The sequence below is a fragment of the Aquiflexum gelatinilyticum genome, assembly GCF_024741135.1.
Lineage (GTDB): Bacteria > Bacteroidota > Bacteroidia > Cytophagales > Cyclobacteriaceae > Cognataquiflexum > Cognataquiflexum gelatinilyticum.
Window position 1 is genome coordinate 482,114 of sequence record NZ_JANSUY010000001.1, and the last position, 26,411, is coordinate 508,524.

The 26,411-nt window shown below is 40.6% G+C and carries 28 protein-coding genes; 18 read left to right on the forward strand and 10 right to left on the reverse strand.

The window, feature by feature from the left end; all coding sequences use genetic code 11:
- The first annotated feature begins 98 nt into the window (after positions 1–98).
- Entirely contained in the window at positions 99–1,508 is a 1,410-nt protein-coding gene (locus tag NU887_RS01975; protein ID WP_258421675.1) for a Gfo/Idh/MocA family protein, read from the forward strand.
- Between the two features lie 251 nt (positions 1,509–1,759).
- A complete protein-coding gene (locus NU887_RS01980) occupies positions 1,760–2,323 on the forward strand; it encodes a transposase (RefSeq protein ID WP_258421676.1) in 564 nt (187 codons plus the stop codon).
- Positions 2,324–2,414: 91 nt separating this feature from the next.
- Here the strand turns inward: NU887_RS01980 and NU887_RS01985 are convergent, their stop codons facing one another.
- The 5 genes from NU887_RS01985 to NU887_RS02005 are packed head-to-tail and all read right to left on the reverse strand — an operon-like array spanning position 2,415 to position 5,911.
- Complete coding sequence (locus NU887_RS01985; RefSeq protein ID WP_258421677.1) at positions 2,415–2,873, reverse strand: DUF4268 domain-containing protein; 459 nt, start codon at positions 2,871–2,873, stop codon at positions 2,415–2,417.
- A gap of 6 nt (positions 2,874–2,879) precedes the next feature.
- Positions 2,880–3,743 carry a ChaN family lipoprotein gene (locus tag NU887_RS01990; RefSeq protein WP_258421678.1) on the reverse strand — a complete coding sequence of 288 codons (864 nt, stop codon included), beginning with the start codon at positions 3,741–3,743 and terminating at the stop codon, positions 2,880–2,882.
- Complete coding sequence (gene folB, locus NU887_RS01995; protein ID WP_258421679.1) at positions 3,736–4,101, reverse strand: dihydroneopterin aldolase; 366 nt, start codon at positions 4,099–4,101, stop codon at positions 3,736–3,738. The genes NU887_RS01990 and folB overlap by 8 nt, the downstream gene beginning before the upstream one ends.
- Entirely contained in the window at positions 4,101–4,997 is an 897-nt protein-coding gene (locus NU887_RS02000; RefSeq protein ID WP_258421680.1) for a DivIVA domain-containing protein, read from the reverse strand. Before NU887_RS02000 ends, folB begins: the two co-directional genes overlap by 1 nt.
- 5 nt (positions 4,998–5,002) lie before the next feature.
- Positions 5,003–5,911 (reverse strand): WD40 repeat domain-containing protein, encoded by a 909-nt coding sequence (locus NU887_RS02005; protein WP_258421681.1) that lies wholly within the window; start codon positions 5,909–5,911, stop codon positions 5,003–5,005.
- A 38-nt stretch (positions 5,912–5,949) separates the two neighbouring features.
- Between NU887_RS02005 and NU887_RS02010 the strand changes: the two genes are divergently transcribed.
- Both NU887_RS02010 and NU887_RS02015 read left to right on the forward strand, forming a co-directional pair.
- Complete coding sequence (locus tag NU887_RS02010) at positions 5,950–6,579, forward strand: 4'-phosphopantetheinyl transferase family protein (protein WP_258421682.1); 630 nt, start codon at positions 5,950–5,952, stop codon at positions 6,577–6,579.
- Positions 6,580–6,625: 46 nt separating this feature from the next.
- A complete protein-coding gene (locus NU887_RS02015; RefSeq protein ID WP_258421683.1) occupies positions 6,626–7,204 on the forward strand; it encodes a redoxin domain-containing protein in 579 nt (192 codons plus the stop codon).
- Here the strand turns inward: NU887_RS02015 and NU887_RS02020 are convergent.
- Positions 7,201–8,043, reverse strand: coding sequence for a transglutaminase-like domain-containing protein (locus tag NU887_RS02020; protein WP_258421684.1), 843 nt, complete (start codon positions 8,041–8,043; stop codon positions 7,201–7,203). The two genes, NU887_RS02015 and NU887_RS02020, sit on opposite strands and share 4 nt — an antisense overlap.
- 101 nt (positions 8,044–8,144) lie before the next feature.
- Complete coding sequence (locus NU887_RS02025) at positions 8,145–9,773, reverse strand: acyl-CoA carboxylase subunit beta (RefSeq protein ID WP_258421685.1); 1,629 nt, start codon at positions 9,771–9,773, stop codon at positions 8,145–8,147.
- A 163-nt stretch (positions 9,774–9,936) separates the two neighbouring features.
- Between NU887_RS02025 and NU887_RS02030 the strand changes: the two genes are divergently transcribed.
- Positions 9,937–10,116 (forward strand): hypothetical protein, encoded by a 180-nt coding sequence (locus NU887_RS02030; protein WP_258421686.1) that lies wholly within the window; start codon positions 9,937–9,939, stop codon positions 10,114–10,116.
- A gap of 13 nt (positions 10,117–10,129) precedes the next feature.
- Here the strand turns inward: NU887_RS02030 and NU887_RS02035 are convergent, their stop codons facing one another.
- Complete coding sequence (locus NU887_RS02035) at positions 10,130–10,930, reverse strand: N-acetylmuramoyl-L-alanine amidase family protein (RefSeq protein WP_258421687.1); 801 nt, start codon at positions 10,928–10,930, stop codon at positions 10,130–10,132.
- Positions 10,931–11,045: 115 nt separating this feature from the next.
- Here NU887_RS02035 and NU887_RS02040 point away from each other — a divergent pair, with 115 nt between their 5' ends.
- The 4 genes from NU887_RS02040 (at position 11,046) to NU887_RS02055 (ending at position 18,022) form a co-directional block, all read left to right on the forward strand.
- On the forward strand, positions 11,046–13,754 hold the full coding sequence (locus NU887_RS02040) for a putative LPS assembly protein LptD (protein WP_258422040.1): 2,709 nt from the start codon (positions 11,046–11,048) through the stop codon (positions 13,752–13,754).
- A gap of 163 nt (positions 13,755–13,917) precedes the next feature.
- Positions 13,918–14,589 carry a hypothetical protein gene (locus NU887_RS02045; RefSeq protein ID WP_258421688.1) on the forward strand — a complete coding sequence of 224 codons (672 nt, stop codon included), beginning with the start codon at positions 13,918–13,920 and terminating at the stop codon, positions 14,587–14,589.
- A 47-nt stretch (positions 14,590–14,636) separates the two neighbouring features.
- Positions 14,637–16,361, forward strand: a complete 1,725-nt coding sequence (locus NU887_RS02050) for a thiamine pyrophosphate-binding protein (RefSeq protein ID WP_258421689.1) — start codon at positions 14,637–14,639, stop codon at positions 16,359–16,361.
- Positions 16,362–16,504: 143 nt separating this feature from the next.
- Positions 16,505–18,022, forward strand: a complete 1,518-nt coding sequence (locus tag NU887_RS02055) for a M20/M25/M40 family metallo-hydrolase (RefSeq protein ID WP_258421690.1) — start codon at positions 16,505–16,507, stop codon at positions 18,020–18,022.
- A 222-nt stretch (positions 18,023–18,244) separates the two neighbouring features.
- Here NU887_RS02055 and NU887_RS02060 read toward each other — a convergent pair whose 3' ends face one another.
- Positions 18,245–19,015, reverse strand: a complete 771-nt coding sequence (locus NU887_RS02060) for a YdcF family protein (protein WP_258421691.1) — start codon at positions 19,013–19,015, stop codon at positions 18,245–18,247.
- Positions 19,016–19,101: 86 nt separating this feature from the next.
- Here NU887_RS02060 and NU887_RS02065 point away from each other — a divergent pair, with 86 nt between their 5' ends.
- Positions 19,102–19,314 (forward strand): hypothetical protein, encoded by a 213-nt coding sequence (locus tag NU887_RS02065; RefSeq protein ID WP_258421692.1) that lies wholly within the window; start codon positions 19,102–19,104, stop codon positions 19,312–19,314.
- Positions 19,315–19,408: 94 nt separating this feature from the next.
- Here NU887_RS02065 and NU887_RS02070 read toward each other — a convergent pair whose 3' ends face one another.
- Entirely contained in the window at positions 19,409–19,930 is a 522-nt protein-coding gene (locus NU887_RS02070) for a YdeI/OmpD-associated family protein (protein WP_258421693.1), read from the reverse strand.
- Positions 19,931–19,982: 52 nt separating this feature from the next.
- On the opposite strand from NU887_RS02070, the gene NU887_RS02075 reads away from it, so the two are divergent.
- The 8 genes from NU887_RS02075 (at position 19,983) to NU887_RS02110 (ending at position 26,353) form a co-directional block, all read left to right on the forward strand.
- Positions 19,983–20,909, forward strand: coding sequence for a phytanoyl-CoA dioxygenase family protein (locus tag NU887_RS02075; RefSeq protein ID WP_258421694.1), 927 nt, complete (start codon positions 19,983–19,985; stop codon positions 20,907–20,909).
- A gap of 367 nt (positions 20,910–21,276) precedes the next feature.
- Complete coding sequence (locus NU887_RS02080) at positions 21,277–21,726, forward strand: hypothetical protein (RefSeq protein ID WP_258421695.1); 450 nt, start codon at positions 21,277–21,279, stop codon at positions 21,724–21,726.
- A 378-nt stretch (positions 21,727–22,104) separates the two neighbouring features.
- Positions 22,105–22,848: a hypothetical protein gene (locus NU887_RS02085; protein WP_258421696.1), complete on the forward strand. Its 744-nt coding sequence runs from the start codon at positions 22,105–22,107 to the stop codon at positions 22,846–22,848.
- A 466-nt stretch (positions 22,849–23,314) separates the two neighbouring features.
- Positions 23,315–23,914, forward strand: a complete 600-nt coding sequence (locus tag NU887_RS02090; protein ID WP_258421697.1) for a class I SAM-dependent methyltransferase — start codon at positions 23,315–23,317, stop codon at positions 23,912–23,914.
- A 198-nt stretch (positions 23,915–24,112) separates the two neighbouring features.
- Positions 24,113–24,310: a DUF4184 family protein gene (locus NU887_RS02095; RefSeq protein WP_258422041.1), complete on the forward strand. Its 198-nt coding sequence runs from the start codon at positions 24,113–24,115 to the stop codon at positions 24,308–24,310.
- Positions 24,311–24,480: 170 nt separating this feature from the next.
- Complete coding sequence (locus tag NU887_RS02100) at positions 24,481–24,753, forward strand: hypothetical protein (protein ID WP_258421698.1); 273 nt, start codon at positions 24,481–24,483, stop codon at positions 24,751–24,753.
- A gap of 392 nt (positions 24,754–25,145) precedes the next feature.
- On the forward strand, positions 25,146–25,778 hold the full coding sequence (locus tag NU887_RS02105) for a DUF5343 domain-containing protein (RefSeq protein ID WP_258421699.1): 633 nt from the start codon (positions 25,146–25,148) through the stop codon (positions 25,776–25,778).
- Complete coding sequence (locus tag NU887_RS02110) at positions 25,778–26,353, forward strand: Swt1 family HEPN domain-containing protein (protein WP_258421700.1); 576 nt, start codon at positions 25,778–25,780, stop codon at positions 26,351–26,353. The genes NU887_RS02105 and NU887_RS02110 overlap by 1 nt, the downstream gene beginning before the upstream one ends.
- Positions 26,354–26,411 lie beyond the last annotated feature (58 nt).

Here is a 26,411-nt window from a genome sequence, read left to right on the forward strand (position 1 = left end):
TTTTATTTTTTACCAATTTTTAGCTTTGGTTCTTTTTCAAAAAGGAATAAACCCTAAATTCAAATTCTAAACTTGTAACCGCTAATTAAAAATTATCAATGAGCAATAACCGTAGAGATTTTCTCAAGATTGCAGGTCTCGGTTTGGTAGGGTCTGCTTTGCCTGATTTTGCTAAAGCTGAAACCCCCGAGCAAGTCCTTTTTCAAAGCCTAAGGACCCATTCCCAGCATTTCAATATGTCAGGATATGCAGCCCCAAAACTTCCAACAGTCCGGATAGGGATTGTTGGTTTAGGTCAAAGAGGACCCGGTGCTGTAGACCGTCTGAGCAAAATCGAAGGTGTGGAAATCAAGGCACTTTGTGATCTTATTCCTGAAAGGGTAGAAAAGATGAAAAAGGAACTTGAAGGGACAAAACACAAGCCTGAAGGATATTCAGGTTCTGCCTATGCCTGGAAAAAAATGGTGGACAGACAGGATTTGGACCTGATTTATATTGCTACGCCATGGGAATGGCATACCCCGATGGCAGTTTATGCCATGGAAGCAGGCAAGCATGCCGCCGTGGAAGTTCCTGCAGCAAGGACTTTGGAGGAATGCTGGCAGTTGGTAGAAACTTCCGAGCGTACAAAAAAACATTGCATGCAGTTAGAAAACTGCTGCTATGACTTTTTTGAATTGATGACACTCAACATGAAAAGAGATGGATTCTTTGGTGAAATTATCCATACCGAAGGAGCGTATATCCATGATTTGCTTTGGCTGAATTTTATGAAAACAAGCGATGGTGGCTATCAGGACATGTGGAGACTAAAGGAAAACTATAGAAATGGAAACCTTTATGCCACCCATGGATTGGGACCGATCTGTCAGATTATGGACATCAATAGAGGAGACCAAATGAATTACCTGACTTCATTGTCAAGTGCGGATTTTCATATGGGAGCCAAAGCCAAAGAACTGGCAGAAACAGATGATTTCTTTGCGCCTTTTGCAGAAAAGAAATTTGGGGGAAATATGAATACCACCATCATCAAAACCCAAAAAGGACGCTCCATCATGATCCAACATGACGTGACTTCACCGAGACCTTATTCCCGTTTACATACAGTCAGCGGAACCAAAGCTTACGCACAAAAATATCCTGAGCCAAAAGTCGCACAGGGGCACAGCTGGATGAAGACAGAAGAAATGAAAGCTTTGGAGGAAAAATATACTCCGGAAATCGTCCGGAAAGTAGGGGAACTAGCCAAGCAAATCGGAGGCCATGGAGGCATGGACTTTATGATGGATTGGAGATTGATTGACTGCCTGAGAAATGGGCTTCCATTGGATCAGGATGTGTACGATGCAGCGCTTTGGTCAGCTGTTTCGCCCTTGAGTGAATGGTCGGTAGCCCACCGTTCCAATTCCGTTGATGTTCCGGATTTTACCGGAGGAAGCTGGAAATCCAATAAACCTGTTGATATCACCCTCAAAGGCGGCGGAACAACCAAGGTAATTGTGTGATTTTCTTAAAGATCTTTGAGGTTCTCTGATTAGACCTTTGAGGTTTTTTTTGAACCTCGAAGGTCTCTCAATTACGAGAATTCTATTTGATCCATTTTAAAGCTTAAACCTTCGAGGTCCTTAAATCGCGGCATTCGAGACCTCAAAGGTTTTCGGACCAGATCTTTGAGGTTTTTTTGAACCTCGAAGGTCTTTATACAATATTTTTTAGTATGAAATAAATTATACAACAGTTTTTTGTAAATTTTGAAATGAATGCTGACACTTTTGAATCAGGCTATATATATCATTTTTATAGCAGAGCTATTGGAAGCGAAAAACTTTTTTTAGAAGGAGAAAATTATTTTTTTTTTCTAACCAAATATGAAAAATACCTAAATCCTTATTTCGAGACAATGGCATATTGCTTAATTCCTAATCATTTTCATTTTATGGTTAGGGTTAAAGACAATTGTAATGATGAAGAAATTGTAAAATCAATTGGAGATTTTTTGAACGCCTACACCAAAAGTTTTAATAAAATATATAGTAGGAACGGGGGCTTATTCCAAAGAAAATTTAAGAGGAAAAAAGTAGAATCGGACACATATTTTACTAGACTGATTATATATATCCATCACAATCCTGTTAAACATGGCTTGAGATTAGAACCTTCAGATTGGAAATATTCATCCTACAATTCTTATTTGTCCTCAAAACCTTCAAAAATTAGAAGAGAGGAGGTTTTAGGGTGGTTCGGGGATTTAGAAGAATTCAAAAAAGTGCACAAGATAAATGTTGAAGAATACCTACCAATGGACCTTCTTTTGGAATAAATGGTTTTCCTTGAAAAAGTGTAATTGTAATTTCTTGGTTTAAAACCTTCGAGGTCCTAATTCTTCCAAAGAGTAGACCTCAAAGGTTGTTTCATAAATCCTCAAAAGCAGGTTTGATGTTCGCCCAAAAAGCATTCAAAGCGATGATTCTTGGCTTCAAAAAACTGATGATCGCCGGCCAATCATTTTGGTCAAATACATTCAACCCAATTTTGACTTTTTGGATGCGGGAAACCACTTTTCCCAAATCATCAAATTGGTGCAGTTGCCAATCCCAAGGTTCTTCAAGTTCAGCTTCCAGCAGTTTGCGGAATTCCACAAATTGCTCAAAGTAAAGCTGCTGCAGTTCATCGTCCCTGTGGCAGATTTCTATACCGATGGAAATGAAATCCCGCTCGGTTTTCATGCGGAAATAGACATCTTTCACCCCGGTTTTATAATTCTGCCAATTGATCCGATATCCTTGGGCGGAAGGTACGGGCTTCATGTATTGGCCAAAAGTAGTCCAAAAATCCTGTCTGATTTTTGAGGATTCGGCAGCAGAGTACATCGGTGGTCAGTAGCTTTTGGGACTATCCATTGGCAATACCATGATGAAATCTGCGATGCCTTTTGATTTTTCTTCCAATTCTTTGATGCTTTCCTGTTCTACAGTGGAGATGGTCAGGATCTTGGTTTTTGGGTATGCTTTCTTAAGATACCAAATGATTCCTTCATAATTGTTGGAATGGTAGGAGCCATTGATGTGGAGAATGGAATTGCCTTTTTCGAGATAGTCAAATAATGAGTAGGCCATTGTAGCATCTTTCAGGGCCTGTGCCTCTACCATATAGTCTGCATTCATGCCGGACCCGTGCATCATGTCTTTCATGCCCACGTACCCAGGAAGGGTTTTGTCCACTTCTATCGGCAAAGATGCAATGGATTTTTTGGCTTCCTCGGAAAGGCTGTCCAAAACCGAAAGCCCTTTTCTGCTTACCATGGAAGCATACTTTCGGGGAACATTGGTACCCACAAAAGGAATGTTGTTTTTCTTGGCAAAGAGCATCATCGGCTTGTAATCTACCTGATAGTTGTTCCAAAGCTTGGCTTCTGCCTCGAAATTTTTATCCGTCATATTGCCAGCGAACCATTCCTCGATGTTCAATTGGTCATCCCTTTCAAAGAATTCTCCGGATAGAACCACATTCCCAGCATTTTCATGAAGGCTTTTCAAAAGCTGCAATTGTAGCCAATGTGCGATGCTGTTGTTATGGAGTTCACCGAAGAAGATGACCTCAGACTTCTTGGAGTCTTTGACAATATTTTCAAAAGAGACTTCCTTTCCCTTGCCATCAAAGATTTTATAAGGCTCTGTTTGGGCAAAAGACACTTGGGATGCAAATAGGAATAGGAGGGCTAGGATTCGTGTTTTAAACATAATCTTCTGGATAGGTCACTGTCACTACGGAGAAATTGACTACGCCTCCGAGGGCAGGATTGTGTTTTTTGATGGTGACGATTACTGATTTGAGGTCAGGGTATTCTTTATTGATGTCCTCGATCATCAGATGGGCAAGGTGTTCCAATAATTTAACCGGCTCGAGCATGTGTGCCTTGGCGATTTTGTACAATTTGGCATAATCCACTGTTGACCTCAAGTCATCATCCAACATTGCTTTGCGGAAATCAGTCTCTACGTGGATGTCCACCGTAAACCTGTTGCCCAATTTGGTCTCTTCTGAAAAGACACCATGGTAAGCATGAAATTCGATACCTTCAAGCGATACTTTTCCCATCAATCAAACTGGTCAAAAAATGAGCTTCCTTTGTCAGGTTTTGCTTTGGGCTCAGTGGATTTTTCATCCTCCTTCATTTCCTCCAACTCTTCAGCTTTGGATTCTTCCACGTCTGTTATGGATTCCTGTTTTGGTCCTACACCATTTGTTTCAATTTGTTCTGTTGCTGATTGGATGGTTTCTATGGTTTCTACCTCCATGGTCTCGGCGACATTTTCCTCGGATGGAATATGGGGTATTTCTTTTGGTTCTTCGGGTAGGACCTGCTTGGTCATCGGTGCTTCGTCCACCTGTACAGTAGAGATATTTGCTATCGTAAATGCTTTTGCCCTGCTGAGTTCATCAACTATCTTGGCATGAACCTGCACGTTTACTTTCTTGAAAGACTCATTGGATGTGGTGATCTTGTCATCCAGATCCTCGGAAAGCCGCTTCATGTTTTTGATGATTAGCTCTCTTTCTTTGATGAGTTTTTCATAGCTTTCTACGAGGCTTTTTACATTTTCCTTCAATTCTTCCATGATCTGTTTTGCCTTGGCCTCGGCAGTTTCGATCAGGTTTTGGGAATTTCTTTTCGCCTCATTGACCATTGAATCTGCATTGTGGTGCGCATCGGCCATGATTTCTGAAGCCGCGACACTAGCCTCTTCGATGATGCTGGCGCCGGTATCTTCAGCTGTTTTTAAGGTTCTGAAAAGGGACTCTTCCACGTCTTTGAGTTTTTTTGCCTCCCGTTGACTGGTTTCAAGGGCCCTTTCCAGGTCTTTTTTCTCACCCTGCAATTTATCCCATTGGTCTGCCAATACGCCCAAAAAAGCGGTTACTTCGTCTTTGTCGTATCCCCGAAAGTTTTTTTCGAAGGACCTTTGGCTAATTTCTTTAGAGGTTATGTTCATGTTTTTCAAAATTCTAGGTTCCAGATGGAGATTTTTCTATCGTCACTGATGGAAATAATGTTTTGGTTGTACCGGCTCCAAACCACTTTGTTGATGGAAGTGCCATGTCCGGCATACCTCGCTTTGTCAATGACTTTGAGAAGTTTAAAGGATTCGGCATCCCAAACTTTGATGGATTTGTCCATACTACAAGTTACAAAATATCTGCCATCTTCTCGGAAAGCCAAATAATTAATGGCATACAAATGCGCGACGATGCTTTGTTTGAGGCTGTAATCAACAGCATCCCATATTTTGAGGCTTGCATCTCTTCCGCCACTGATCAGGACTGAGTTGTTAGGTTGGTATCCAAGGGCAAATACTGAATTGCTGTGGGAAATTAAGTTATGGATAGGCTCGAGTGTATTCAGATCAAAAACCTTGATGCTGTGGTCGCTTAGACCAGCAGCGATGCGGTAGCCATCTGGGCTTAGAGCAAGTACCCTGACACTTTTTTCGGAGATTTTCAGATGTCTTTTGACCGCTTTGGTTTCGGTATCAATGACGATGATCATGCCATCAGCAGTTCCTACAAAAATATTGTTGCCTGAAATCTTGATATCAAATATGGATTGATTTGTAATATTCAAAGACCAGAGTTCCTTTTGGTCAACTAAGTCAATCACATGGATTCCCTCAAAATTATGACCGACAATCAATTGATTTCTTTGTGAATCCACCTCCAAAGCATAGACAGAATGGTTTACCTTGGCAATAAGCTTTCCGTCCTTTGGATCATCCAAATCCCATAAAACAACCATCCCATCTCCTGAACCCGTAAAAAAATACCTTGGGTCAGGTGCTTCTGCCAAGGCATATATACAATCGTTGTGGCCGGTCAATGTATGCAGTTTATTTACTTGGATTTTTACCATATTTTGCTGTGATTAGCGCTTCTTCCCATAATGGGTCTATGCAAACAAAAATAGAAAAAATAAGTCCTTTATCTGCCTTGGCGATAAAGAATATTGACGAAGTTTCCCAAAATGGGACTGATTTTTTAAGCTTTAGGGAAAAACTTTCATTTGCAAATATTTCTCATCCTGAAAAAAAAATGGAATGGAAAGGGGCAAGAATTGCCATCAAAGATGCGCTTGATTGTATTTTATTGCCTTACCCGGGTTTTTATAAAGATGAAAATGGCAAATCCCATCCCATGGATGGCTACGGCCATGTATCAATGACACATACCAAGGGCTTGGCTGCAGCCATTTTTCACAAAGAAATGCCTGTCGGAATTGACCTTGATTATGTGAGAGAAAAGGTTGTCAGGTTGGGTCCCAAATTTCTTGACCAACATGAAATTGATTTCCTCGGCAATGATCCACTTATCAATACCATAGCTTGGTCAGCTAAAGAATCCATCTTTAAATGCCAAGGCAGGAGAGGTGTCAGTCTCAAAAACAATATCAGGCTTAATCCTTTCACTTTGGAGGATAAGGTTATCTCAGGAAGGGTTGAAAATACAGAATTTTCGGACCATCACTACAAGGTGAAAATTGAATGGCAAAATGATATTGTCCTCACATATACGGTCTGGTAGCTAGTTTGTCCGTATATTTATTGAATCACGCAATTCATACCCGAAAATGAAAAATACATTTCTGATTTTCCTCGCTTTTATTTTGGTTTCCTCATCTTTTGCCCAAAGGGTAGAGAACTTTAAGCTAAAAGATGCAGTATCAGGAAACGAATTTTCTCTTGAATCCCATGAGGAGGCTAGAGCTGTTGTTTTGATTTTCACAAGTCTCAATTGCCCGTTTTCCAAGTTGTATGAGGAAAGAATCGTCAACCTCAACACTCAATTTGGATCGGAAGGTTTCGTTTTTGCCTTGATCAATCCTCATATCGGCATAGAGGAAGAAGAAACTTCCGCAGGAATGAAGGCGCGGGCTTTGGAAAAAAAGATAGCATTTCCATTTCTAGAGGATGGTGATCAAAAGGTAACTCAGCAGTTTGGAATCACAAAATTACCGGAAGTTGTGGTAATTACTCCTAGTCCAACAGGCTTTGCAGTGGCTTATAGGGGAGCAATAGATAACAATCCCCAAATGGCGCAAAATGCGAATCTCAGGTACCTGGAAAGTGCTTTGACTGCCATCCAAAACAGGCGTAATCCTAGCCCTGCTTCAAGTCGTGCAGTGGGATGTAATGTGAAGCTGAATTAACCTTCAATAATTTCAAGCAATTCCTTGATTTCTTCAGATTTCTCTATTTCCCCCAATTTTTCGAAGGCCACTATCAGGTTTCTAAGTACCCTGGTAACAATGTCAATATTGGAACAAGGTTCAAAAAACACCTCTCGGGATTCGATGTTGAGATGTTCAAGATAGTTTACAATGTCTTTTCTTGAAAAAATCAATCCTTTGTTGAAAGCATTGATGTAAAATGAAGCATCAGATGATTTGTAAGTCAGGACAAACAAATTTGGCAAATTGACACCGTAAATAGGAAGGCCGAGTTTTTTGGCTACTAAGAGGTAAATCGAACAAAGGCTGATGGGATTTCCTTTTTTGGTTTCGAGGACATTGCTCAGCATGCTGTTTCCCGGTGAATGAAAATTTTTGGTATTTGCGGAAAACCTAAGTGAGTTGAACAAAACCCCATTGATGATCCTGACCTGCTCATAAGGCAAAAGGTCGTTTTTGAAAGCTGTCCACACCTCAAAATAAATCTGATGCATGTCTGCATTCAGTTTTTCAAATTCCAAATCGGGATACTGATAGGTATTGATGATCCAAAGTCCTGTCAAAAGGTCTTGGTCAGGAGAGTTTTTCCAATCGACAAGTCTTTCCTTAAGTTGTAAGAATTGAAGCCTGTGGACAAGGTCTTCAATTTCTTTCTGAATAGATGGGTTGAAGCTTTCTTCCCACTTTTTTTCCAAAAACGGAATCACAGGATGCCCTATGGATATCAGCCTGTCAATCACATGGCTTTTCACTTCCCTGTCGGTATCATCCAAAAGGGAAACCAAAGCATGAAGTTCTTTTTCACTGAGTTTTTCCATGGGCAAAATTGATATCCAATTTAATAAGATTTAGCGTGAATGTAAACCCTAAAATGCTTTCAAATCTCAAATCTCAAGTCTCAAATCTCATGTCTCAAGACTTACGTCTGTATCACACCTACATTATACCGCTCTGTAATCGGCGCATGATTTGCAGCTTCGATTCCCATACTGATGACTTTTCTTGTTTCCAAAGGATCAATGACCCCATCCACCCAAAGTCTTGAAGCAGCATAGTATGGACTCAATTCCTCATTGTATTTGTTTGTGATTTCCTGTAGCAATTTTGCTTCGTCCTCAGGTTTGATTTCTTTTCCGGATTTTTGAAGGGTACTGACTTTGATCTGAAGCAAGGTTTTTGCAGCCGAGGCGCCACTCATGACGGCCATCTGTGCTGTTGGCCAAGAATAGATCAATCTCGGGTCGTAGGCTTTGCCACACATAGCATAGTTGCCTGCTCCGTAAGAATTCCCAATAATGAAGGTGAATTTTGGTACAACCGAGTTGGCCATGGCATTGACCATTTTTGCACCGTCCTTGATGATGCCTCCATGTTCTGCTTTACTTCCGACCATAAACCCACTGACATCCTGCAGGAATACCAATGGGATTTTGCGTTGGTTACAGTTCATGATAAAGCGGGCAGCCTTTTCTGCCGAATCTGAATAGATTACACCCCCCATCTGCATTTCCCCTTTTTTGGTTTTTACGATTTTGCGTTGGTTTGCGACGATGCCGACAGCCCATCCATCGATCCGGGCAGTGGCGCAGATCAAAGTCTTACCGTAGTCTTTTTTGTATTCGTCTATTTCAGAATTGTCAACCATCCTCACAATGAGGTCTAGCATGTCATAAGGTTTTACCCTATCAGCAGGCAATAATCCATAGATTTCAGCTTCTGGTTTTGCTGGTTTTTGTGGCTCTATACGTTCAAAACCTGATTTTTCGAATGATCCTATTTTAGAGAAAATCTTCCTGATGGCGTCAAGGCATTCTTGGTCATTGGCGTATTTGTTGTCTGTTACACCTGAGATTTCACAGTGTGTACTAGCCCCTCCCAAGGTTTCATTGTCAACAGTTTCTCCGATTGCGGCTTTGACGAGATAGGATCCTGCCAAAAATATAGAGCCTGTTTTGTCTACGATCATTGCCTCATCTGACATGATCGGGAGGTAGGCACCTCCTGCCACACAACTCCCCATGATGGCTGCCACCTGTATGATTCCCATGGAGGACATGCGGGCATTGTTGCGAAACTGACGTCCAAAATGCTCTTTGTCTGGAAAGATTTCATTTTGCATAGGAAGAAAAACTCCCGCACTGTCTACCAAGTAGATGATAGGAAGTCTGTTTTCCATAGCGATTTCCTGTGCCCTAAGGTTCTTTTTGGCAGTCATAGGAAACCAAGCACCTGCCTTTACAGTCGCGTCATTGGCGACGATCACGCACATCCTTCCGCTTACATATCCAATCCCGGTAACAACCCCCGCTGACGGACAACCCCCTTCTTCCTCATACATACCATCGGCGGCCAAAGCCCCTATTTCTAGAAAATAGGATTCTTTGTCAATCAGGTAATCGATTCGTTCTCTGGCGGTAAGCTTGCCTTTTTCGTGTTCTTTGGCAATACGGGATTTGCCACCGCCGAGTTTGACTGTGTCTGTTTTACTTTGAAGATGAAAAAGCAGCTGTTTGATCTGATCTTCGTTTTTTTGGAATTCACTGTCCATAAAGTCACTTGGGTTTAGTTTTCTGTGAATGCTAAATAACTTAATTAACCCACAAGAATCAAGTTGGATTTTTTATTTCATAAAAGCTAAAATTTTAGAAAAGTCATCAGTAACAGTGATCAGTGGCAGTGTTCACTGAAAAAGTTCAGGATAAAAAATCAATATGGATTTAGAAACAAAATCATTTTGCGATTATGAATCTAGGTTTTTTGATATCAAAGGGAGTGAAAAGATTTGCGGTAAAAAGAAATACCTTGAGGAGGTAAAGTCTCAAGATACAAGTAGTTTGAAGAAAAACTGCTTAAGGGACTTTTCAATAACCAACAACCCAATAACCCAATAACCCAATAACCAATTTACAAAGCCTCTATTTCTTCCTTATACGCCTTCACAGAACGATATATCGCAGAAGAAAGGTAAGTCTGACCGTCTTTGGTATTGAGGTACTTTTCCTCGTTGGTATTGGAGAGAAAGCCCAATTCGATCAGCACACTTGGCATACTTGTCGTCCAAAGTACATAAAGCGGTGCCTGTTTTACACCTCTTGAGTACCTGTTGACACGGTTGCTGAAATCATCTTCCACTTTCGAAGCAAGGGAAAGACTGTTTGACAAAAAAGCTTTCTGCATGAGGTTGAACATCATGTAGGATTCGGGAGAGGAAGGATCAAAACCTTCGTACTGTTCCTCAAAGTTTTCCTCTAGGAGAATCACGGAGTTTTCCCTTTTGACAATATCAAAGTTTGCTTCAAAGTTTTTGGTTCCCATCACAAATGTCTCCGTCCCATAAGCTGCTTTGCTTGGGGCAGCATTGCAATGGATGGAAATAAAGAGATCCGCTTTATTTCTGTTGGCAATGTTTGACCTTTCTTTGAGCTCTATAAAGGTGTCGGTTTTTCTGGTATAGATGACTTCTACACCTGGTAGGTTTTCCTGAATATACTGCCCGACCTGAAGGGCTACTTTGAGTGCAATGTCCTTTTCTTTTGAAATGGCGCCAACTGTACCGGGGTCTTTTCCGCCATGGCCTGCATCGATGACGATCCTTTTGAGTTTGAATTCGGGAGCATTTGGTCCTGTGGAACTAAATCCTGAAAGCAGGAAAGAAATCGTCAGGACCGAAATAATAAGAATATTTTTAACTTTGGGGCGTTTCATGCGTGTTAATACTATTAACTTTGCTCAGGCAAATTTTACAAATTTTTAAATAAATTAAAATCACTAAGTGCGGAATAACTGCTTTCTTTTGCTTCTCTTTTCACTCTTGTGGGCAATGCCTCACGAAGGCTATTCACAAAAAAAGAGCCAAAGAAATGTAGAGAACAGAATAACCGCGCCGGATTCAGTGCTCAATACTCCAACGGTGAATCCTTCTGTTTTGGATACTTTGCCGGCAATAAAATCCGATACCATTCCTGATAGTGACAGTACAAAGATAGCACCCAAAGGGGATATCCAAACGGAAATCAAGTATTACGCAGAAGATAGTATCATTACAGATTTTGAAACCAAAAAAGTCTACCTGCACAAAGGGGCCTGGTTTGAATATGGTCTGATCAGGTTGGATGCCGATTTGATTATTATTGACTGGGAGAAAAGCGAGATTTTTGCCTCAGGAGTGACAGATTCGCTTGGGAATATTGAAGGAAATCCCTTGTTTAAAGAGGGTGCTGTGTCCTATGAAATCCGCAAGGAAATGCGGTACAATTTCAAAAGTCAAAAGGCGATCATCAAAGATGTTGTTACCGAACAGCAGGATGGATTACTACGCGGTCAGACTATCAAAAAAGACCGGGATGGCAGTATTTACCTAGACCATGGATTTTATACGACCTGTAATCTCGCCGAACCCCATTGGCATATCAATGCCAACAGGATCAAATCCATACGCGGTAAGCAGGTGGTAACCGGCCCTTTCAACCTTTATTTCAATGATATTCCTACCCCGTTTGGACTTCCTTTTGGGATTATCCCCGACACACCTGAAGAAAAGGCCTCAGGAATTGTCTTCCCCTCTTATGGGCAAGAACAGGTGCGTGGGTTTTTCCTAAAGAATTTTGGTTACTATTTTGCCTTCAATGACTATATCCATACGAGGGTGACCGGAGATATTTATTCCAATGGTGGTTGGGGTGCAAAAGCCTCTACCATGTATAAAAAGAGATACCGCTTCAGTGGTGGATTTAATGTGGACTACCAAAAATTCAAAAGTCCTGAAACTGAATTGAACAAGGTGGAATACAATACAGTTTGGGTCAATTGGAGCCATTCGCCGGAGTCAAGGGGCAATTCCCGATTTTCTGCTTCAGTCAATGCCGGTACTTCCAACTACAATAACGTGGTCGTCAACCCGAACAGTTTTGTCCAAAATGTCAAATCTGAATTTTCCTCGAATATTTCTTACAGCAAAACATTTTCAGGTACGCCTTTCAGTATGTCTGCCAACCTCAGGCATTCCCAAAACATTCAGTCCGGTGAAGTGAATCTGATTTTGCCTGACATCGCGGTCAACATGAACAGGCAGAATCCTTTCCAAAATGCAAAGTTTGAACCGATCAAAACGCTGAACGTAGCCTGGAATTTCAACCTTCAGAATACCATTACCAACCGGGTAACGCCTCCTTTTGGGGTGTCAAGCGAGGTAGTGGATCAGAGTCAGGGAATCAGTAACAGTCAGAATAACATTCCTTTCAACTTAGCCAATTTGCCTCAACTCCTTAGAGATGCCAACAACGGAGCAAAAAATACCATCCCGATTTCTTCCAATTTCCGATTGTTCAAATACTTCACCGGTACTGCTTCAGCCAATCTGACTGAACTTTGGTATTTGGAGAAAACCAATTTTTTCTACAATCCTGTGGAGGAAAGGGTGGATAAAATTCTGGAGTCAGGCTTCAATAGAGTGACCTTCTATAATTCTTCCTTTGCGATGAACACCAACCTTTATGGATTTTATAATTTCAAAAGGAATAAAAAAATAGAGACTATCAGGCACCACATGCAGCCGTCATTTGGATTTACTTTCAGTCCTGATTTTTCCGATCCTTCTTTTGGCTACTACCAAAATGTCCAAATCGATTCTGCAGGTAGGACACAGTTCTTTTCAAGACATCAGGGTTTTGTTTTTGGCGGTGCGCCATTGGGAGAGTCCAAATCCTTGAATATGAATATCAGGAATACATTGGAAGCAAAGTTGAAAAAATATGATGAGTCAGGGGAGATGGAAACTAAAAAAATACCATTGCTGCAAACCCTGAATATCAGTACGAATTACAATTTTGCGGCAGATTCTTTCGAATTGGCCCCGATAAGGATGGATACCCGAACCTCATTTTTTGACAATAAACTGTCACTCAACATTGCTGCCACCTTGGATCCTTATGCGGAATTGGTAAAAACCAACCCTGAAACAGGTGTAGTCACCGGCCGTCGGGTCAACCAATTTGCATGGAAAAGCGGACAAGGGATCGGGAAATTCAGAAATGTCACCATGAATATCAACGGTAATCTCAATCCTGCCAAACAGGGAGGCCAAGCAGGCGAAATGCGGGACCAAATGACCGATGACTTTCTACAGCAAGGCGGACAGCTGAATGAGTTTGTGGAAAATGAAATCAACCAAATCATCAATGACCCCTCCCAATACATCGAATGGAATATTCCATGGTCTTTTGGATTTGGGTTCAATATCGCCTATAACCAACAGCCTGGCCGCGAGTCCAACATCACTTCTGCAATCAATATCAACGGCGACCTGAGTATCTCCGAAAAGTGGAAAATCACCTACAGTGGCGGTTATGATTTTATGACGGCTCAACTCACTCAATCCATGATCGGTTTGGCAAGGGATCTCCACTGTTGGCAGATGAATGTCAGTTGGATTCCTTTTGGCCGGTTTACCTCTTATAACCTTGATATCCGCGTCAAATCGTCCATTCTTCAGGATTTGAAAGTATCAAGAAGAAGGTCTTTCTTTGATTAGAAACAAGTTTTTTTTTAAAAGCATGGGATTTTTGATCAAAATAATCAGGTACTTTACTACCTTAAATAACAAAAATTTAATCACTGATTTCATAGTCAAATAAAAACTAAAGTTTATATTTGATCGTAGAACTTTTTAAAAGAAATTTTAAAAACCATCCGTTATGAAATCATCTAAAATATTTTTTCTTGTAATTCTTTCAGTTATTGGTTTTCATGGCTGTTTGCCAAAGGACGATTTTCAGTTTCCTAAAGTGGAAGAAGATGCTTTGGTGGTTCAAGATACAGTTTACCGGGATTCATTTGTTTGGCCTGATTTTTCTGAACCTACTGATCCGAATCTGGATACAACTTGGACTTGGATGGATGGATTTTACCTAGAAGTTTTTAGCTATCCTCAGAATATTGGCAGTTCAAATAAAATCACCTTTCCCTGGTATACACAGGGAAATCCTATGAATATAAACAATCCTGATATGAAGCCTGAAGATGGATGGCAATTTGCTTTCAGAGACTTCGGAAATTCATCAAGGGTTGTTCCTATGCCATACTTTGCTTTGTATAATTCCGGGCAAGGGATGCTTAAAGTCTTTATTTATAATGCCCAAAACATAAGCACAAGTTATTTTTTGGGGAACATTGCTTTGAAGGTTGGGCCTCAGATTTTCTTCGTATCGGAGGCATCAAGAGCCAAAGCAAATCAATTTGACGGATGGATAAATTTGGAATTCAGCATTCCCAATCTCAAGTTACCTTTCGAAAGTGAAAGTACTTTTGTTCAGGTTACCTTGACAGGAATTCAGGAAAGTGTTGTGACGATTTCTTCTTCACAATAGGAAAATTCACTTTCCCTTTTTCTCTGATTTTTATTAACTTCCTTCCTATGAACGGAGGAGAAATCATCGCCCAAGTACTCCTAAACCACGGAGTCAAATTCCTTTTTACCCTTTGTGGAGGCCATATTTCACCGATTTTTGTTGGGGCTGAGAAATCAGGAATCAGGGTCATAGATACCCGTCATGAAGCTACCGCGGTATTTGCGGCAGATGCGGTAGGGAGGTTGACAGGGATTCCCGGAGTCGTCGCCGTCACTGCAGGGCCCGGTCTGACCAATACCATTACTGCCATCAAAAACGCCCAAATGGCACAATCTCCACTAATCTTGCTTGGAGGTGCTGCGGCTACGATGTTGAAAGGTAGGGGAGCACTTCAGGATATCGACCAACTCTCCATCATCAAGCCCATCGTGAAGTGGGCTGTCAGCATCAAGAAAGTAAAGGATATAGGACCGACATTGCAAAAAGCCTTTAGGATTGCACAGGAGGGAGTTCCCGGCCCGGTGTTTATAGAATGTCCGATAGATACATTGTATCCTGAATCCATGGTCCGAGAATGGTATGGCGCCAAAAGTAAATCAGGCTCAAAAACTTTGAAAGACAAGGCGATCCAATGGTACATAGAAAGACATGCCAAAAAGCTTTTTAAGGACAAGGACAAGACTATTTTCAATTCCCATCCCACAAAGCCAAAATTTCCGCTGCATTCTGATTCACAATTTGCGAAAGCTGTTTCCCTGATCCAAAAAGCCAAACGCCCGCTGATGATTTTGGGAAGCGGTGCCATGCTCCAACCCGAGTTGGCCGGGCAATTGGCAATAGCGATAGACCAAATAGGGATACCTGTTTTCCTCAGTGGTATGGGAAGAGGTTTGCTTGGAAGATCAGGAAGACTTCATATCCGGCACAAAAGAAAGGAAGCCATCAAAGAAGCTGACCTGATTATTTTAGCAGGAGTGCCCAATGACTTTCGATTGGATTATGGTAGCCATATCGGCAGCCGAAAATTCATTTCCATCAACAGGAGTAAGACAGAACTTTTTCTCAACAAAAAGCCAACCCTTGCAATCCAAGCCGATCCCTGTAGTTTTTTGGTAGCCCTTTCTGATCATTTGAAAATCAACTTGCAGGAATGGCTAGATACTTTGCGGAAGAGGGATTCGATGAGGGATGAGGAGATTGGCAAACAGTCTGAAGAAAACATCAATGGTTTAAATCCTTTGAAGTTGCTTGGTGAGCTGGAGCATTTATTGCCCGAAAAAGCGGTTCTCGTGGCAGATGGAGGTGATTTTGTGGCGACTGCTTCCTATACTTTGCGGGTAAGACAACCCTTATCCTGGCTTGATCCCGGAGCATATGGAACCTTAGGAGTAGGGGCAGGATTTGCTATCGCGGCGGCTTTGGTCTATCCGGATCGGCCTGTTTGGATATTGTATGGAGATGGGAGTGCAGGATACAGCCTAATGGAATTTGATACTTTTCAAAGACATGGATTGGCCATAACCGCTTTGATCGGAAACGATGGCTGTTGGAATCAGATCGCGAGGGATCAGGTCGAGTTTTTGGGTTCGGATTGCGCGGTGATGTTGGAAAATTCAGATTATGAAAAAATTCCGAACGCCTTTGGTGTTGAAGGTCAAAAAGTTGAGAATTTCGAGGTATTCAAGTTTGCTGTAAAAAAGGCTTTAGAAGTCAACCAACTAGGAAAATCCTTTTTGATCAATGCCATTATTGGGAAGACGGACTTTCGAAAAGGGTCGATTTCGGTTTGATTTTCATACCTGTCACCCTTTTTTTTATGTCTTGTTGTACGAAATCTTATCAAGGATAGGGGAAAGTCATTAAATAATACTACTTTTTTAAATACCGACTTTGCCTTATCTTTTGCTTTCAATCCCCAAATACCCACCTTCCTATGAAAAAGCAACTTTCTCTTTTCGGTTTCCTTTTTGTATTACCAATCCTTCTTTTTGCCCAAGGAAAAAGAGCAATCGATTTGGATGCAGTCACCGAAAAAAATTTCCTTTCAGGAATTGCTATCCTTAATGACCTGATTTCCATCCCCAACAACTCCAATATCCAGGCAGAGCTTGTGCCAAATATTGCCTGGTGTGAAAGGAATTTTGAAAAGAGAGGATGGCAAATCGAGAGGTTGGAGACCACAGGATTCCCGATGTTATTGGCAGTAAAAACAGTTCCAAAAGCCCAAAAGACCGTTTTGCTTTATTTTCATGTGGATGGACAGCCTGTGGATAGAAAGCGTTGGGAACAGGAGGATCCTTTCAAGCCGGTATTGAAAAAAATGGCAAACAGCAAATGGGAAATCATTCCAATGGAAACCCTTCAATCCTCTTACGATCCTGAATGGAGAATTTTTGCACGTTCTGCTTCTGATGACAAAGGTCCTTTGGCGATGTTTTTGACGGCTTGGGATGCCCTGGTAGCGGAAGGAAAATCTCCGAATTACAACATCAAAGTTATTCTCGATTTCGAAGAGGAGATAGGTTCGCCAAATCTTCCGGCTGCGGTGGTCAAACACAAAGAAAAGTTAGCGGCAGATATGATGCTGATCATGGACGGGCCGAGACACCTGAGCAATGAACCTACTTTGAGTTTTGGTGCAAGGGGAATCTCAGAAATTACGCTTACGGTTTTTGGACCAAGGGCAGCACAGCACAGTGGGCACTATGGAAATTATGCCCCAAATCCGGCATTTAGGTTGGCCCAATTGCTTGCTTCCATGAAGGATGACGAGGGAAGGGTGACCATCCCGGGATTTTATGATGGGATTAAGTTGACAGAAACTGAGAGAGAGATCCTCACTAAGGTTCCAGACAATGAATCCGATATCAAGAAAAAACTTGGAATCGGTAGTACAGACAAAGTTGGCACGACCTATCAGGAATCTTTGCAATACCCATCCCTGAATATCCGTGGAATGTCCTCCGGATGGATCGGGAATGAAGCAAGAACCATCGTGCCTACCGACGCTAAAGCAGAAATCGACATCAGATTGGTTCCCGAAAGTGATCCCGAGAGACTCTTTGGACTTGTCAGAAAACACATCGAAAACCAAGGTTACCATATTTTGGATAGGGTTCCTACAGACGAGGAAAGGGCAAAATACCCAAAACTGTTGATGTGGAAAGGGAGTATTTCATATCAGGCTTTCCGAACACCTTTTGATTCCGAACCGGGTATTTGGCTGAATAAAGCCATGAACAGGGCATTTGGCAAAGACCCTATCAAAATCCGGATTAGTGGAGGTTCGCTTCCTATTTCACCATTTGTGGATGCATTGCAGATTCCTGCTGTGACCGTGGTGACTGTCAATTCTGATAACAACCAACATGGTCCAAATGAAAATATCCGCTTGGGGAATTACAAAGAAGGCATCAAGACGGCATTGGCGATTTTGACAGAGGAATTGTAGAAAAAGACAAAAGATTTGAGACATGAGATGTGAGACTTTGGGAAATTTAGAATGCTGTGGGAATAATGAAGAATTTTGGGATTCAACAACTTGATAACCCGCCAACGCGAAGCAGACAACAATTACAACCACTACAACAATTACAACTAATCAAAAGAGAGATTCTTCGCTTCACTCAGAATGACGGATAAGAGACCCTTTGTCCCTCAGGTTGAAGACTCCCTAAATATACCCCACCACCCAATACACCGTAATTCCGATCCATTCTTTGAAGAGTTTGTGCCACATGAAAATGGAATAAGGATCAGGTTGGAGCAATTGTGGGATACTGAATCGGGTGTCTTCAGAATAATAATCCACAGGGAAAGTATCGGTCAATACTCCGGCTTTGTCAAAGCAGCCTTTGGAACGTGGCATGTGAAAAGCGGAGGTTATCAATAAAAAGTTTTGGTCTAAGTTGAATCCTTTTTGGATCAATATTTCTTTGGAGAAAAGCGCATTCTCCCGGGTATTTTTTGCCGCAGGTTCTACCAGAATATCCTGTTCAGGGATCCCTGTCATTACCATAAAATCCCTTAGCAATTCGGCTTCCGTATTGGGATTAGCAGGATTAAGGCCCTTACCTCCTGTGATGAGGATTTTTTTGATTTTACCCAATTTATATAGTTGTACGGCATGTGTGGCACGGTCGGCACCTTTGTTGAAAAAAGTGCGGTCATAGGCGGTTTTGTTCAGGTTCGTTACGCCTGTCAGCACAATGCCGACTTCATACTCAGGTAGTTTGTCAAAGGCTTTGAAATCCGGTTCCCAAGCTTTCATGGCTACATTTGCCAAAAACTGATTTGAGAAAAGAAGCAACAGAATGATCCCACTTCCCATTAATTTCTTGCCGTACTTCTTTTTGCGGAGCCAAAATCCTGATATCAATAAAATCAGGATAATGGTCATTGGCATGGCCAGAAAACTCAGAAACTGGGAAAGGTAAAAGAACATGTGGATGGGTTTTTGGGAAAAGAAGTTTTGCTTAAAGAGCAAACCTAATATGTATTTTCGAATTTATTAAAATGATTCTTAAGGCTGTGAGAAAAACAGTTGAAGTTTCTAAAGCTACTTTTTTGCTTGACCAAAAAAGTAGCCAAAAAAGTCAAGACGGCGGAATCCTATCCACCCACAAGGCCGGAGCCGGCCCGGTCCGCCGTCGTCCTACCCACCTCAAAAATACAAGATTCAGTATTAAGTTAAGATTTATGAAAAAAGTAAGATTTGCCTACAGATGGGCGCAGAACAATTAACCAATCAACTAAATAACCCCTAACCAAATTAACCAATCCTTCGACAAGCTCAGGGACATAACAACAAATAACCAATAACCAATTAACCATCCAATCACCAGCCTTTATCCAGATTGTTATAGTACTTGATTTTTTCATTCAGCATTTTGTAGTCGAGTTTTCCTTTCACATCTTTCAGGTGTTCGATGATGGCAAGGGACTTGTTGAGCCGTGAATTGGTGTTTTTGACTTTGGTGACAATGTAGATCAGTCCCCGCTGTTTACCTTTGGTCAGTGCATAGAAATAGCCGCTCCCCACTTCATCTTGATCGAGGAGCACCTGCAATTCCTCAGGCATTTCATGTCCATATTCCGATAGGTCCTTTTCTAAGGTCATGGTGATTTTGTCTCCCTCGGCGATTTTGAGCTTTTCCCGGTTGGGCTTATTGAGCAGAATAAACCAATATTCCTTGGTTTTCATCAGGGCAGCAGGGAAGACAGGGATTCCTTCCAAGTGAACCCTCACCCGTCTGTTGTCTCCTTCAATAAACTGCACCGCAATGTCATCCGGCACGGGCAGGTGAAATCTCCAAAGATTGGTATGGAAATCTTCCAATGTGGATAAAAATGAGATCATTTCAGAGAATATTTTTCTCTAAATATCGCAGTTTTTCGGTTAAATTAACAGCATGACAAATGATCCCAAATCCAATTACTCGGTTTCCAAGACGGCCATAACCAAGCTCAATGACCGCAGCAATGGAATGCCATTACAGGTAATGTCTGAGGCGGACTGGGATTTTTGGATCCACCACGGCTATGTGATCATCAAAAATGCTGTACCAACAGCTCAGGCAAAAAAGTTGGCGGATTTCTTATGGGAATACGAGGGAAAAGATCCCCAAAACCCCGAGACCTGGTACCGAAAAACCAATCCGGATATGGAGATGAAGGAATTGGTCAATACCGGAATGGTCGAAATCTACCATCACCAATACCTTTGGGACAACAGGCAGACATCCAAAGTCCATCAGGCTTTTTCGGATATCTGGGGCACCGAAAAACTATGGGTGACCATCGACCGGGCCAACCTCAACTTCCCCATCCGGTCCGGATTTGAATACAAAGGTTTTATCCATTGGGATTATGATCCCGAAACCAAACCCCAAAATGTGCAGGGTGTCCTTGCCCTCGCAGACCAAACCGATGAAGAAATGGGCGGCTTCCAATGTATTCCGGAGCTCTATCGGACTTATGATACCTGGAAACTTACCCAAGCTGCCGACCGCAATTATTTCCAACCCGACATCAGCGGATTTGAACTGACCAAAGTCAAACTGGAGGCTGGGGACTTGCTGATCTTCAATTCCCTTTTGCCGCATGGAATCCGTGCCAACAAAAGCAAAGACAAAGTCCGCATTGCCCAATACCTCTCCATGATGCCCGCCGAACCCGAAAATGAAGCTCTCCGTCAGTGGCGCATCCACAGTTGGAAAAGCCGTGAAGCACTGAAAGGATATGCCTTTCCCGGTGACCCTTTACAAAGGGAAAAACAACATCCTGTAGCTGAATTGACAGATTTGGGGATGAGATTATTGGGATTGGAGGAATGGTAGGGGAAGTACGAGAAACGAGAAACGAGATGCGAGATGCGAGAGAGAGTGCCGAGATGAGGATTCAATTCTAAATAAATAATGATGAATGAATTTCTTTGGAAATATAGCTATCACCTGCCTTAAGCTGCTTTAGTGAACGGCTCAAAGGTACCTAAGGTGTAACGCAGACACGGAGTATGGGTAGGAGAGACACGGAGTATGGGTAGGAGGGACACGGAGTATCCCTAGGGGAAGGTGGGTGGAGCTGTAGCGGGACCTTAGGTAAAGGGTAGGAGATCCTAAGGTGAGAAACAAGGTTGTTTCCCAATATTCTGACATTATTCCTAAATTTAATGGGTTGGCGTTTACAAACTTTAATGGGTAGAATATGATGACTCGGCTTTTTCTTTACATGCTTCTTGGGCTCCACCTTTTTCTGGGTTTGGGAGCATTAGCCGGAGGGGGAATGTTGGTCCTGCAACCGGATGGTTCCTTGCTTGGTATGGAACCCGGATGGCTTGCTCAATCGCCATTCAGTTCTTACCTCATTCCCGGTTTTATCCTCTTTATTTGTAGCGGCTTGCTTCCTTTGTTTTCCCTAGTTGGATTACTTTTCCAGCCAAGATGGCGATGGGCAAATGCGCTCAATATCTACCCAAACAGGCATTGGGCATGGACATATTCCCTGTATTCGGGCATTATTGTAATTACCTGGATTACTGTTCAGCTGGTTATGACACAGTATTTTTGGTTGCAGCCGGTTATGATTTTCACCGGGTTGCTGATAGTTATTTTCACTTTGACGCCTTCCATCATGAAAAAATTCGAATTGGAATGAGCGGAAAAATCAATAAAGATTCCCTGATAAGCATACAAGGCCGAAAAACCCCGTGAGGGATTAATCCCCCAAGTTTATATGTGCGGAAGTTATCCTTTGGGAAATAAAGGTCATCCAATAAAGTCCGTTTGGGGTTGAAATATTTTTTTAAGATTTAATTTTTAGCAAATGGCGGGCGAGGATTGGGTTCTTTTGAATTCAGTAAGAGGACAAAAGTCTTTTCAGCTAAACTTTAAGGTTTTTTCTTTATTTTCGTCCGGATTACCAAATAAAGACATTAAGTTGAAAATTAAGAGCGGAGAGATAGTGCGAAAATATTTTCATTGCTATGCCACAGCAAATGAGTCCCGTCTTTATTCAAAAGACATTCAAAACTTAATGCGCATCAAGAACTGTAATCCGGCATTGGATAAAATAGTCTTGTTTATTGCCATCAGTAAGGTGAAGGAAATCAGTTCTTATGATGAGTTTTTTGTGAAAACTGTTAAGAAAATCTTTCTCGGACATCCTTCCATAGAACTGAGGGAAATCTACTTTAAAGATAATACCGGACGTGATTTCAGTTCATTTCAATCACTGTTTGAAAAAGTAAAAATCAGCGCCGATCCTGAGGATTATATCCTGTTCCAAAATAGAAGTGGCTATGGCCCATTTCATGAAAACTGGTACAGGCAATTTGTAAAACAGTTTGAGAAATTTGATTCAATATCCCTTTGCGGCAGTACCATAAATTTCCTTGACCACCCAAAAAGGAGTTTAAGGAATGATTTACCACATGTACAGACCTATTCTTTTTTAACAAAAGTTTATTTCATGGATATGCTTGGAAAGGCTTTTCCTGCTTCAAACGAAACCAAAAAACTGGATATAGTCCTCAATGGAGAAATAGAAATGAGTCAATTTTTTTTAAGAAATAACTTTAAAATAACCTGTATGGAATGGCCTGATTTAGCGATTTCAAACCAAACTATCCCCCCTATTTCTTCCGACATTAAAACAAAGGTCAAGGCAAAGCATTATTTCTACCACAGGATGTATTTTAGAAAAAACAAAATTAAAAAACTCGGTCAAATAATACCCGGAATGGTCCTTTGGATGAATTTTGTAAAACAGGGGTTATAAAATTCATTTGAGGTGATTTCATTTCTGCAGTTTTTTCATCTGTTGAAGTTTTTTTGGTAGTAGTTCTTTTGTTTTTTTAGCTATAGCTGAATCCCAAAAAGGTACCACAATGCCTTCAGAAGGTGGTTAGCTTGATTCTTGCTCAGCGCTTATTCCATTGGACTACTTTACAATTATTTAAGCAACAACCAATTTCTTTAAATTATAATTGTTGAAAATACCCTGTTTATTTTTTTATAAGGGTTAATTATTGATTAGGTTTATGAAAATAAATAATTTATTATAATTTTTAGATTAAGAATTAGACCTTTATAATATATTTTGATAAAAAAATGAACAAAGATGGTTGAATTATTAACCTATCAGCAAAAGAAAAGTCAAGGCAATTTGGTTATTCCACCAAAAACAGAGAAATAAAACCAGTTGCGGTTATTTTTTGAATTCATTAATCAATAAAAAGAAAACCATGGGAGGAATTAAGTCAAAACTTACAAAAGTTATTTATAGGAATAAATTCCCTATTCAAGAATACAAGCCGGTTAAAAAAACAATTCCGGATAAAACCATCCAAGTCGCATCTGCATGGAAAGGCTTGGAATTAATTATTGAAGATATCTTGGATCAATTTAATATTGAAAGGCACAGTTGTATCGAATTTGGTGTAGAATTTGGATTTTCGGCCGTGGTCTTCTCCAATTATTTTAAAAATGTAACCGGTGTTGATATATTTCTTGGGGATGAGCATACGGTATTTAAGGGAGATCATTACGATAATACCAAGAAATCCTTATCTGAATTTGAAAACATTAAATTGGTTAGGTCTGATTATAAAGATTGGATTAAGAAAGAAAATGATCAGTATGATTTTGCCCATGTCGATATTGTCCACAATTATAAAGAAACATATGAATGTGGCTTATGGGCAGTAAAACACAGCAAATGTTGTATTTTTCATGATACAGATAGTTTTCCTGAGGTGAGACGTGCTGTTTTTGATATTGCCAAAATAACGGGGAAGAATGCATACAATTACCCATTTCACAATGGATTGGGTATCATAGTTTAATTAGCGCAATATGAATGGTATGAATAAAATGTTGGGGTGCCTTAGAACAACATGAATACTCAAAGCCGGATTTCAAAAATAGATTGTAGCGGCAATAGAAATCGAATTCAGGTAGGAATTGCAAAATGATTTTGAGTCAGCCAAAATGCGTTTGCTCGTAAATAAATCAAGCAAGACTATTTTTACATTAAATCCTTCATTCATTCCTTTTTCCGCGCTGCCCTTGTTTTTTATATCGATTGGGATTTCAAAAAATGGACTTCCATGACCGTCTTGATAATAGGCAGCCTAGTTCCCGATTTTGAAAAACTCACCAACAGGAGACTGGGGAACATGTTTAGCCATACTTGGGAAGGTATTTTCTGGTTCAGCTTGCCGGTAGGGTTATTGCCCTGATTTTTTTTGATGGGCTTTTGGCGACTTGTTTGAAATACCAAAAAGAATTAAGTTTAAATAGTTGAAACTTATCCGGAACTGTCGTGCCATGTATGTCCTAGGCGTATGTGGCGGCATGATTTTGGGAAGCAAACCGGTAATATCTAACCTAACTTCAAAACCATACTGATATGGAAAAAAAGAGCTTCACAGAGATGACTGATGACGAATTATTGGTCGAAAAAGACAAACTGAAAAAATCGAAAATTTTTCACGCCACCATGATTGGCTTTCTTGCCGGAATCCTCATTTTTGGATTGGTAGGATGGGGTTTATCAGAGGAAAAACGTTTAGGATTTTTTATACCCATGTTGATTCCCATGTTGATCATTTACAGATTGGTTAAAAATCCAAAAGGGAATAAGGATTTGGAGGAAGCCCTGAAAGAACGTCGGCTGAATTGAAGTTGACCGGTTGAAATACGACCAAGCCTTTTCCTAAGCAGTTTTTTTGTGGATTTCTCTTGACGGTGAAGAGGATAAATGGGGATTGATCATCACAACTTTTCAGCTTTTATGATAGGTCTGATTGCTATGTTGCTTTGGATTAGTTCTTTAATGAGTAGCTGTCAAAAACTTAAATAGACAAGCTAGGATGCTGTCACCCTTGAACTGCCATATTTTGATTTATTTTTTGATGAGCTGTAAGCGGTTTGTTTAAAAAACTAAAAAGAATTAAGTTTAAATAATTGAAATATATCCGCAACTGTTGCGCTATGCATTCTATTTGGCATACATAGCGCAATGATTGCATGAAGCAAATCGTTAGCATAAATTAAAAATATAAACAGAAACTTATGGCTCTACCAACAGCGTATCTTGTTACAACAAAGAATTTACAACCAATAATTAATTCTTTGATTTCAGCTAAGGCACCAGACAAATTGACTGGAGGGTTCTTAAAGACATTGGGGTTCACGAGCAGTAATGACACCTTATATGTAAAACTATTTAAGGAAATAGGATTAATAGATGCCAATGGAACCCCAACTAGTAAATATTATGAATTTATCGACCAATCTCAAACTGCAAAGATTTTAGCTACTTGTATAGAGGAAGGTTACTCTGATTTGTTTGCGATTAATAAGCAAGCATATAAAATGACGGAGGAGGAGGTTAAAAATAAGCTAAAGACTTTAACCCAAGGCACAATTGATGAAAGTATTTTGAAGTTAATGGCTAAGACTTTTAAAGCACTAACAGAAATTGCTGATTGGTCAGTAAGCCACTCAAAGCCTGCAAAAAAATTGGAAGAGACCGAGGATACCAAAGTTTTCCATCAACATAGTCAAATTAATTTACCTGCATCTTCAAATGAGTCAGTTATAAATCCCACTCTTCACTACAATATTCAAATCCACTTGCCCGAAACCAGAGATTCTTCCGTCTATGACGCTATTTTTAAAAGTCTAAAACAACACTTACTCTAATGGATAAATATTATTCATTTGTATTTAAAGGACTATTGACTGAAGAGGCTTTGGATAAGGCTGGTAGAAAAAATCCAGCTCTTTTAAGCAAGATAGAAAATGCGGAATTAGAAAAACGACTTTGCATTGACCAGGTTGAAGATTCCATATTGATTAAAGCTCAAAATATGTCATTGGTATTTATTGCAATTTATTCTTTTGAAAATACTGTTCGTGCTTTCGTAGAAAAGAAATTGTTAGAAGAAATCGGGGAGAATTGGTGGGACGACTCTGTTCCTGAAAGTATAAGGAAGAAAGCTGCGATTAGAAAGGATGAGGAGGATAAAATCAAATGGCACACGCAAAGAGGCGAGTCTTTAATTCAATTTATTGATTTTGGAGACTTATCTTCTATAATTAATAAAAAATGGGACTTGTTTCAACCCCATTTAAACTCATATGAATGGGCCAACCAACTATTTAAGTCTGTTGAAAGGTCAAGAAATGTCATTATGCACAGTGGCTATTTGTCTATGACAGACATTGAACGGGTTGGCGCATTGATCAGAGATTGGTATAATCAAACTAGTTTATAACTTATGCTAACAGCACCAACCCAAAAGTGGCGGTACATTGGTTAAATCAAGCTTTGAG

Excerpts from the sequence above, each read along its gene's own strand:
- NU887_RS01975 (WP_258421675.1), top strand. The coding sequence starts at position 99 with ATGAGCAATAACCGTAGAGATTTTCTCAAGATTGCAGGTCTCGGTTTG.
- NU887_RS01980 (WP_258421676.1), top strand. The coding sequence starts at position 1,760 with ATGAATGCTGACACTTTTGAATCAGGCTATATATATCATTTTTATAGC.
- NU887_RS01985 (WP_258421677.1), bottom strand. The coding sequence starts at position 2,873 with ATGTACTCTGCTGCCGAATCCTCAAAAATCAGACAGGATTTTTGGACT.
- NU887_RS01990 (WP_258421678.1), bottom strand. The coding sequence starts at position 3,743 with ATGTTTAAAACACGAATCCTAGCCCTCCTATTCCTATTTGCATCCCAA.
- folB (WP_258421679.1), bottom strand. The coding sequence starts at position 4,101 with ATGGGAAAAGTATCGCTTGAAGGTATCGAATTTCATGCTTACCATGGT.
- NU887_RS02000 (WP_258421680.1), bottom strand. The coding sequence starts at position 4,997 with ATGAACATAACCTCTAAAGAAATTAGCCAAAGGTCCTTCGAAAAAAAC.
- NU887_RS02005 (WP_258421681.1), bottom strand. The coding sequence starts at position 5,911 with ATGGTAAAAATCCAAGTAAATAAACTGCATACATTGACCGGCCACAAC.
- NU887_RS02010 (WP_258421682.1), top strand. The coding sequence starts at position 5,950 with ATGCAAACAAAAATAGAAAAAATAAGTCCTTTATCTGCCTTGGCGATA.
- NU887_RS02015 (WP_258421683.1), top strand. The coding sequence starts at position 6,626 with ATGAAAAATACATTTCTGATTTTCCTCGCTTTTATTTTGGTTTCCTCA.
- NU887_RS02020 (WP_258421684.1), bottom strand. The coding sequence starts at position 8,043 with ATGGAAAAACTCAGTGAAAAAGAACTTCATGCTTTGGTTTCCCTTTTG.
- NU887_RS02025 (WP_258421685.1), bottom strand. The coding sequence starts at position 9,773 with ATGGACAGTGAATTCCAAAAAAACGAAGATCAGATCAAACAGCTGCTT.
- NU887_RS02030 (WP_258421686.1), top strand. The coding sequence starts at position 9,937 with ATGGATTTAGAAACAAAATCATTTTGCGATTATGAATCTAGGTTTTTT.
- NU887_RS02035 (WP_258421687.1), bottom strand. The coding sequence starts at position 10,930 with ATGAAACGCCCCAAAGTTAAAAATATTCTTATTATTTCGGTCCTGACG.
- NU887_RS02040 (WP_258422040.1), top strand. The coding sequence starts at position 11,046 with ATGCCTCACGAAGGCTATTCACAAAAAAAGAGCCAAAGAAATGTAGAG.
- NU887_RS02045 (WP_258421688.1), top strand. The coding sequence starts at position 13,918 with ATGAAATCATCTAAAATATTTTTTCTTGTAATTCTTTCAGTTATTGGT.
- NU887_RS02050 (WP_258421689.1), top strand. The coding sequence starts at position 14,637 with ATGAACGGAGGAGAAATCATCGCCCAAGTACTCCTAAACCACGGAGTC.
- NU887_RS02055 (WP_258421690.1), top strand. The coding sequence starts at position 16,505 with ATGAAAAAGCAACTTTCTCTTTTCGGTTTCCTTTTTGTATTACCAATC.
- NU887_RS02060 (WP_258421691.1), bottom strand. The coding sequence starts at position 19,015 with ATGTTCTTTTACCTTTCCCAGTTTCTGAGTTTTCTGGCCATGCCAATG.
- NU887_RS02070 (WP_258421693.1), bottom strand. The coding sequence starts at position 19,930 with ATGATCTCATTTTTATCCACATTGGAAGATTTCCATACCAATCTTTGG.
- NU887_RS02075 (WP_258421694.1), top strand. The coding sequence starts at position 19,983 with ATGACAAATGATCCCAAATCCAATTACTCGGTTTCCAAGACGGCCATA.
- NU887_RS02080 (WP_258421695.1), top strand. The coding sequence starts at position 21,277 with ATGATGACTCGGCTTTTTCTTTACATGCTTCTTGGGCTCCACCTTTTT.
- NU887_RS02085 (WP_258421696.1), top strand. The coding sequence starts at position 22,105 with ATGCGCATCAAGAACTGTAATCCGGCATTGGATAAAATAGTCTTGTTT.
- NU887_RS02090 (WP_258421697.1), top strand. The coding sequence starts at position 23,315 with ATGGGAGGAATTAAGTCAAAACTTACAAAAGTTATTTATAGGAATAAA.
- NU887_RS02100 (WP_258421698.1), top strand. The coding sequence starts at position 24,481 with ATGGAAAAAAAGAGCTTCACAGAGATGACTGATGACGAATTATTGGTC.
- NU887_RS02105 (WP_258421699.1), top strand. The coding sequence starts at position 25,146 with ATGGCTCTACCAACAGCGTATCTTGTTACAACAAAGAATTTACAACCA.
- NU887_RS02110 (WP_258421700.1), top strand. The coding sequence starts at position 25,778 with ATGGATAAATATTATTCATTTGTATTTAAAGGACTATTGACTGAAGAG.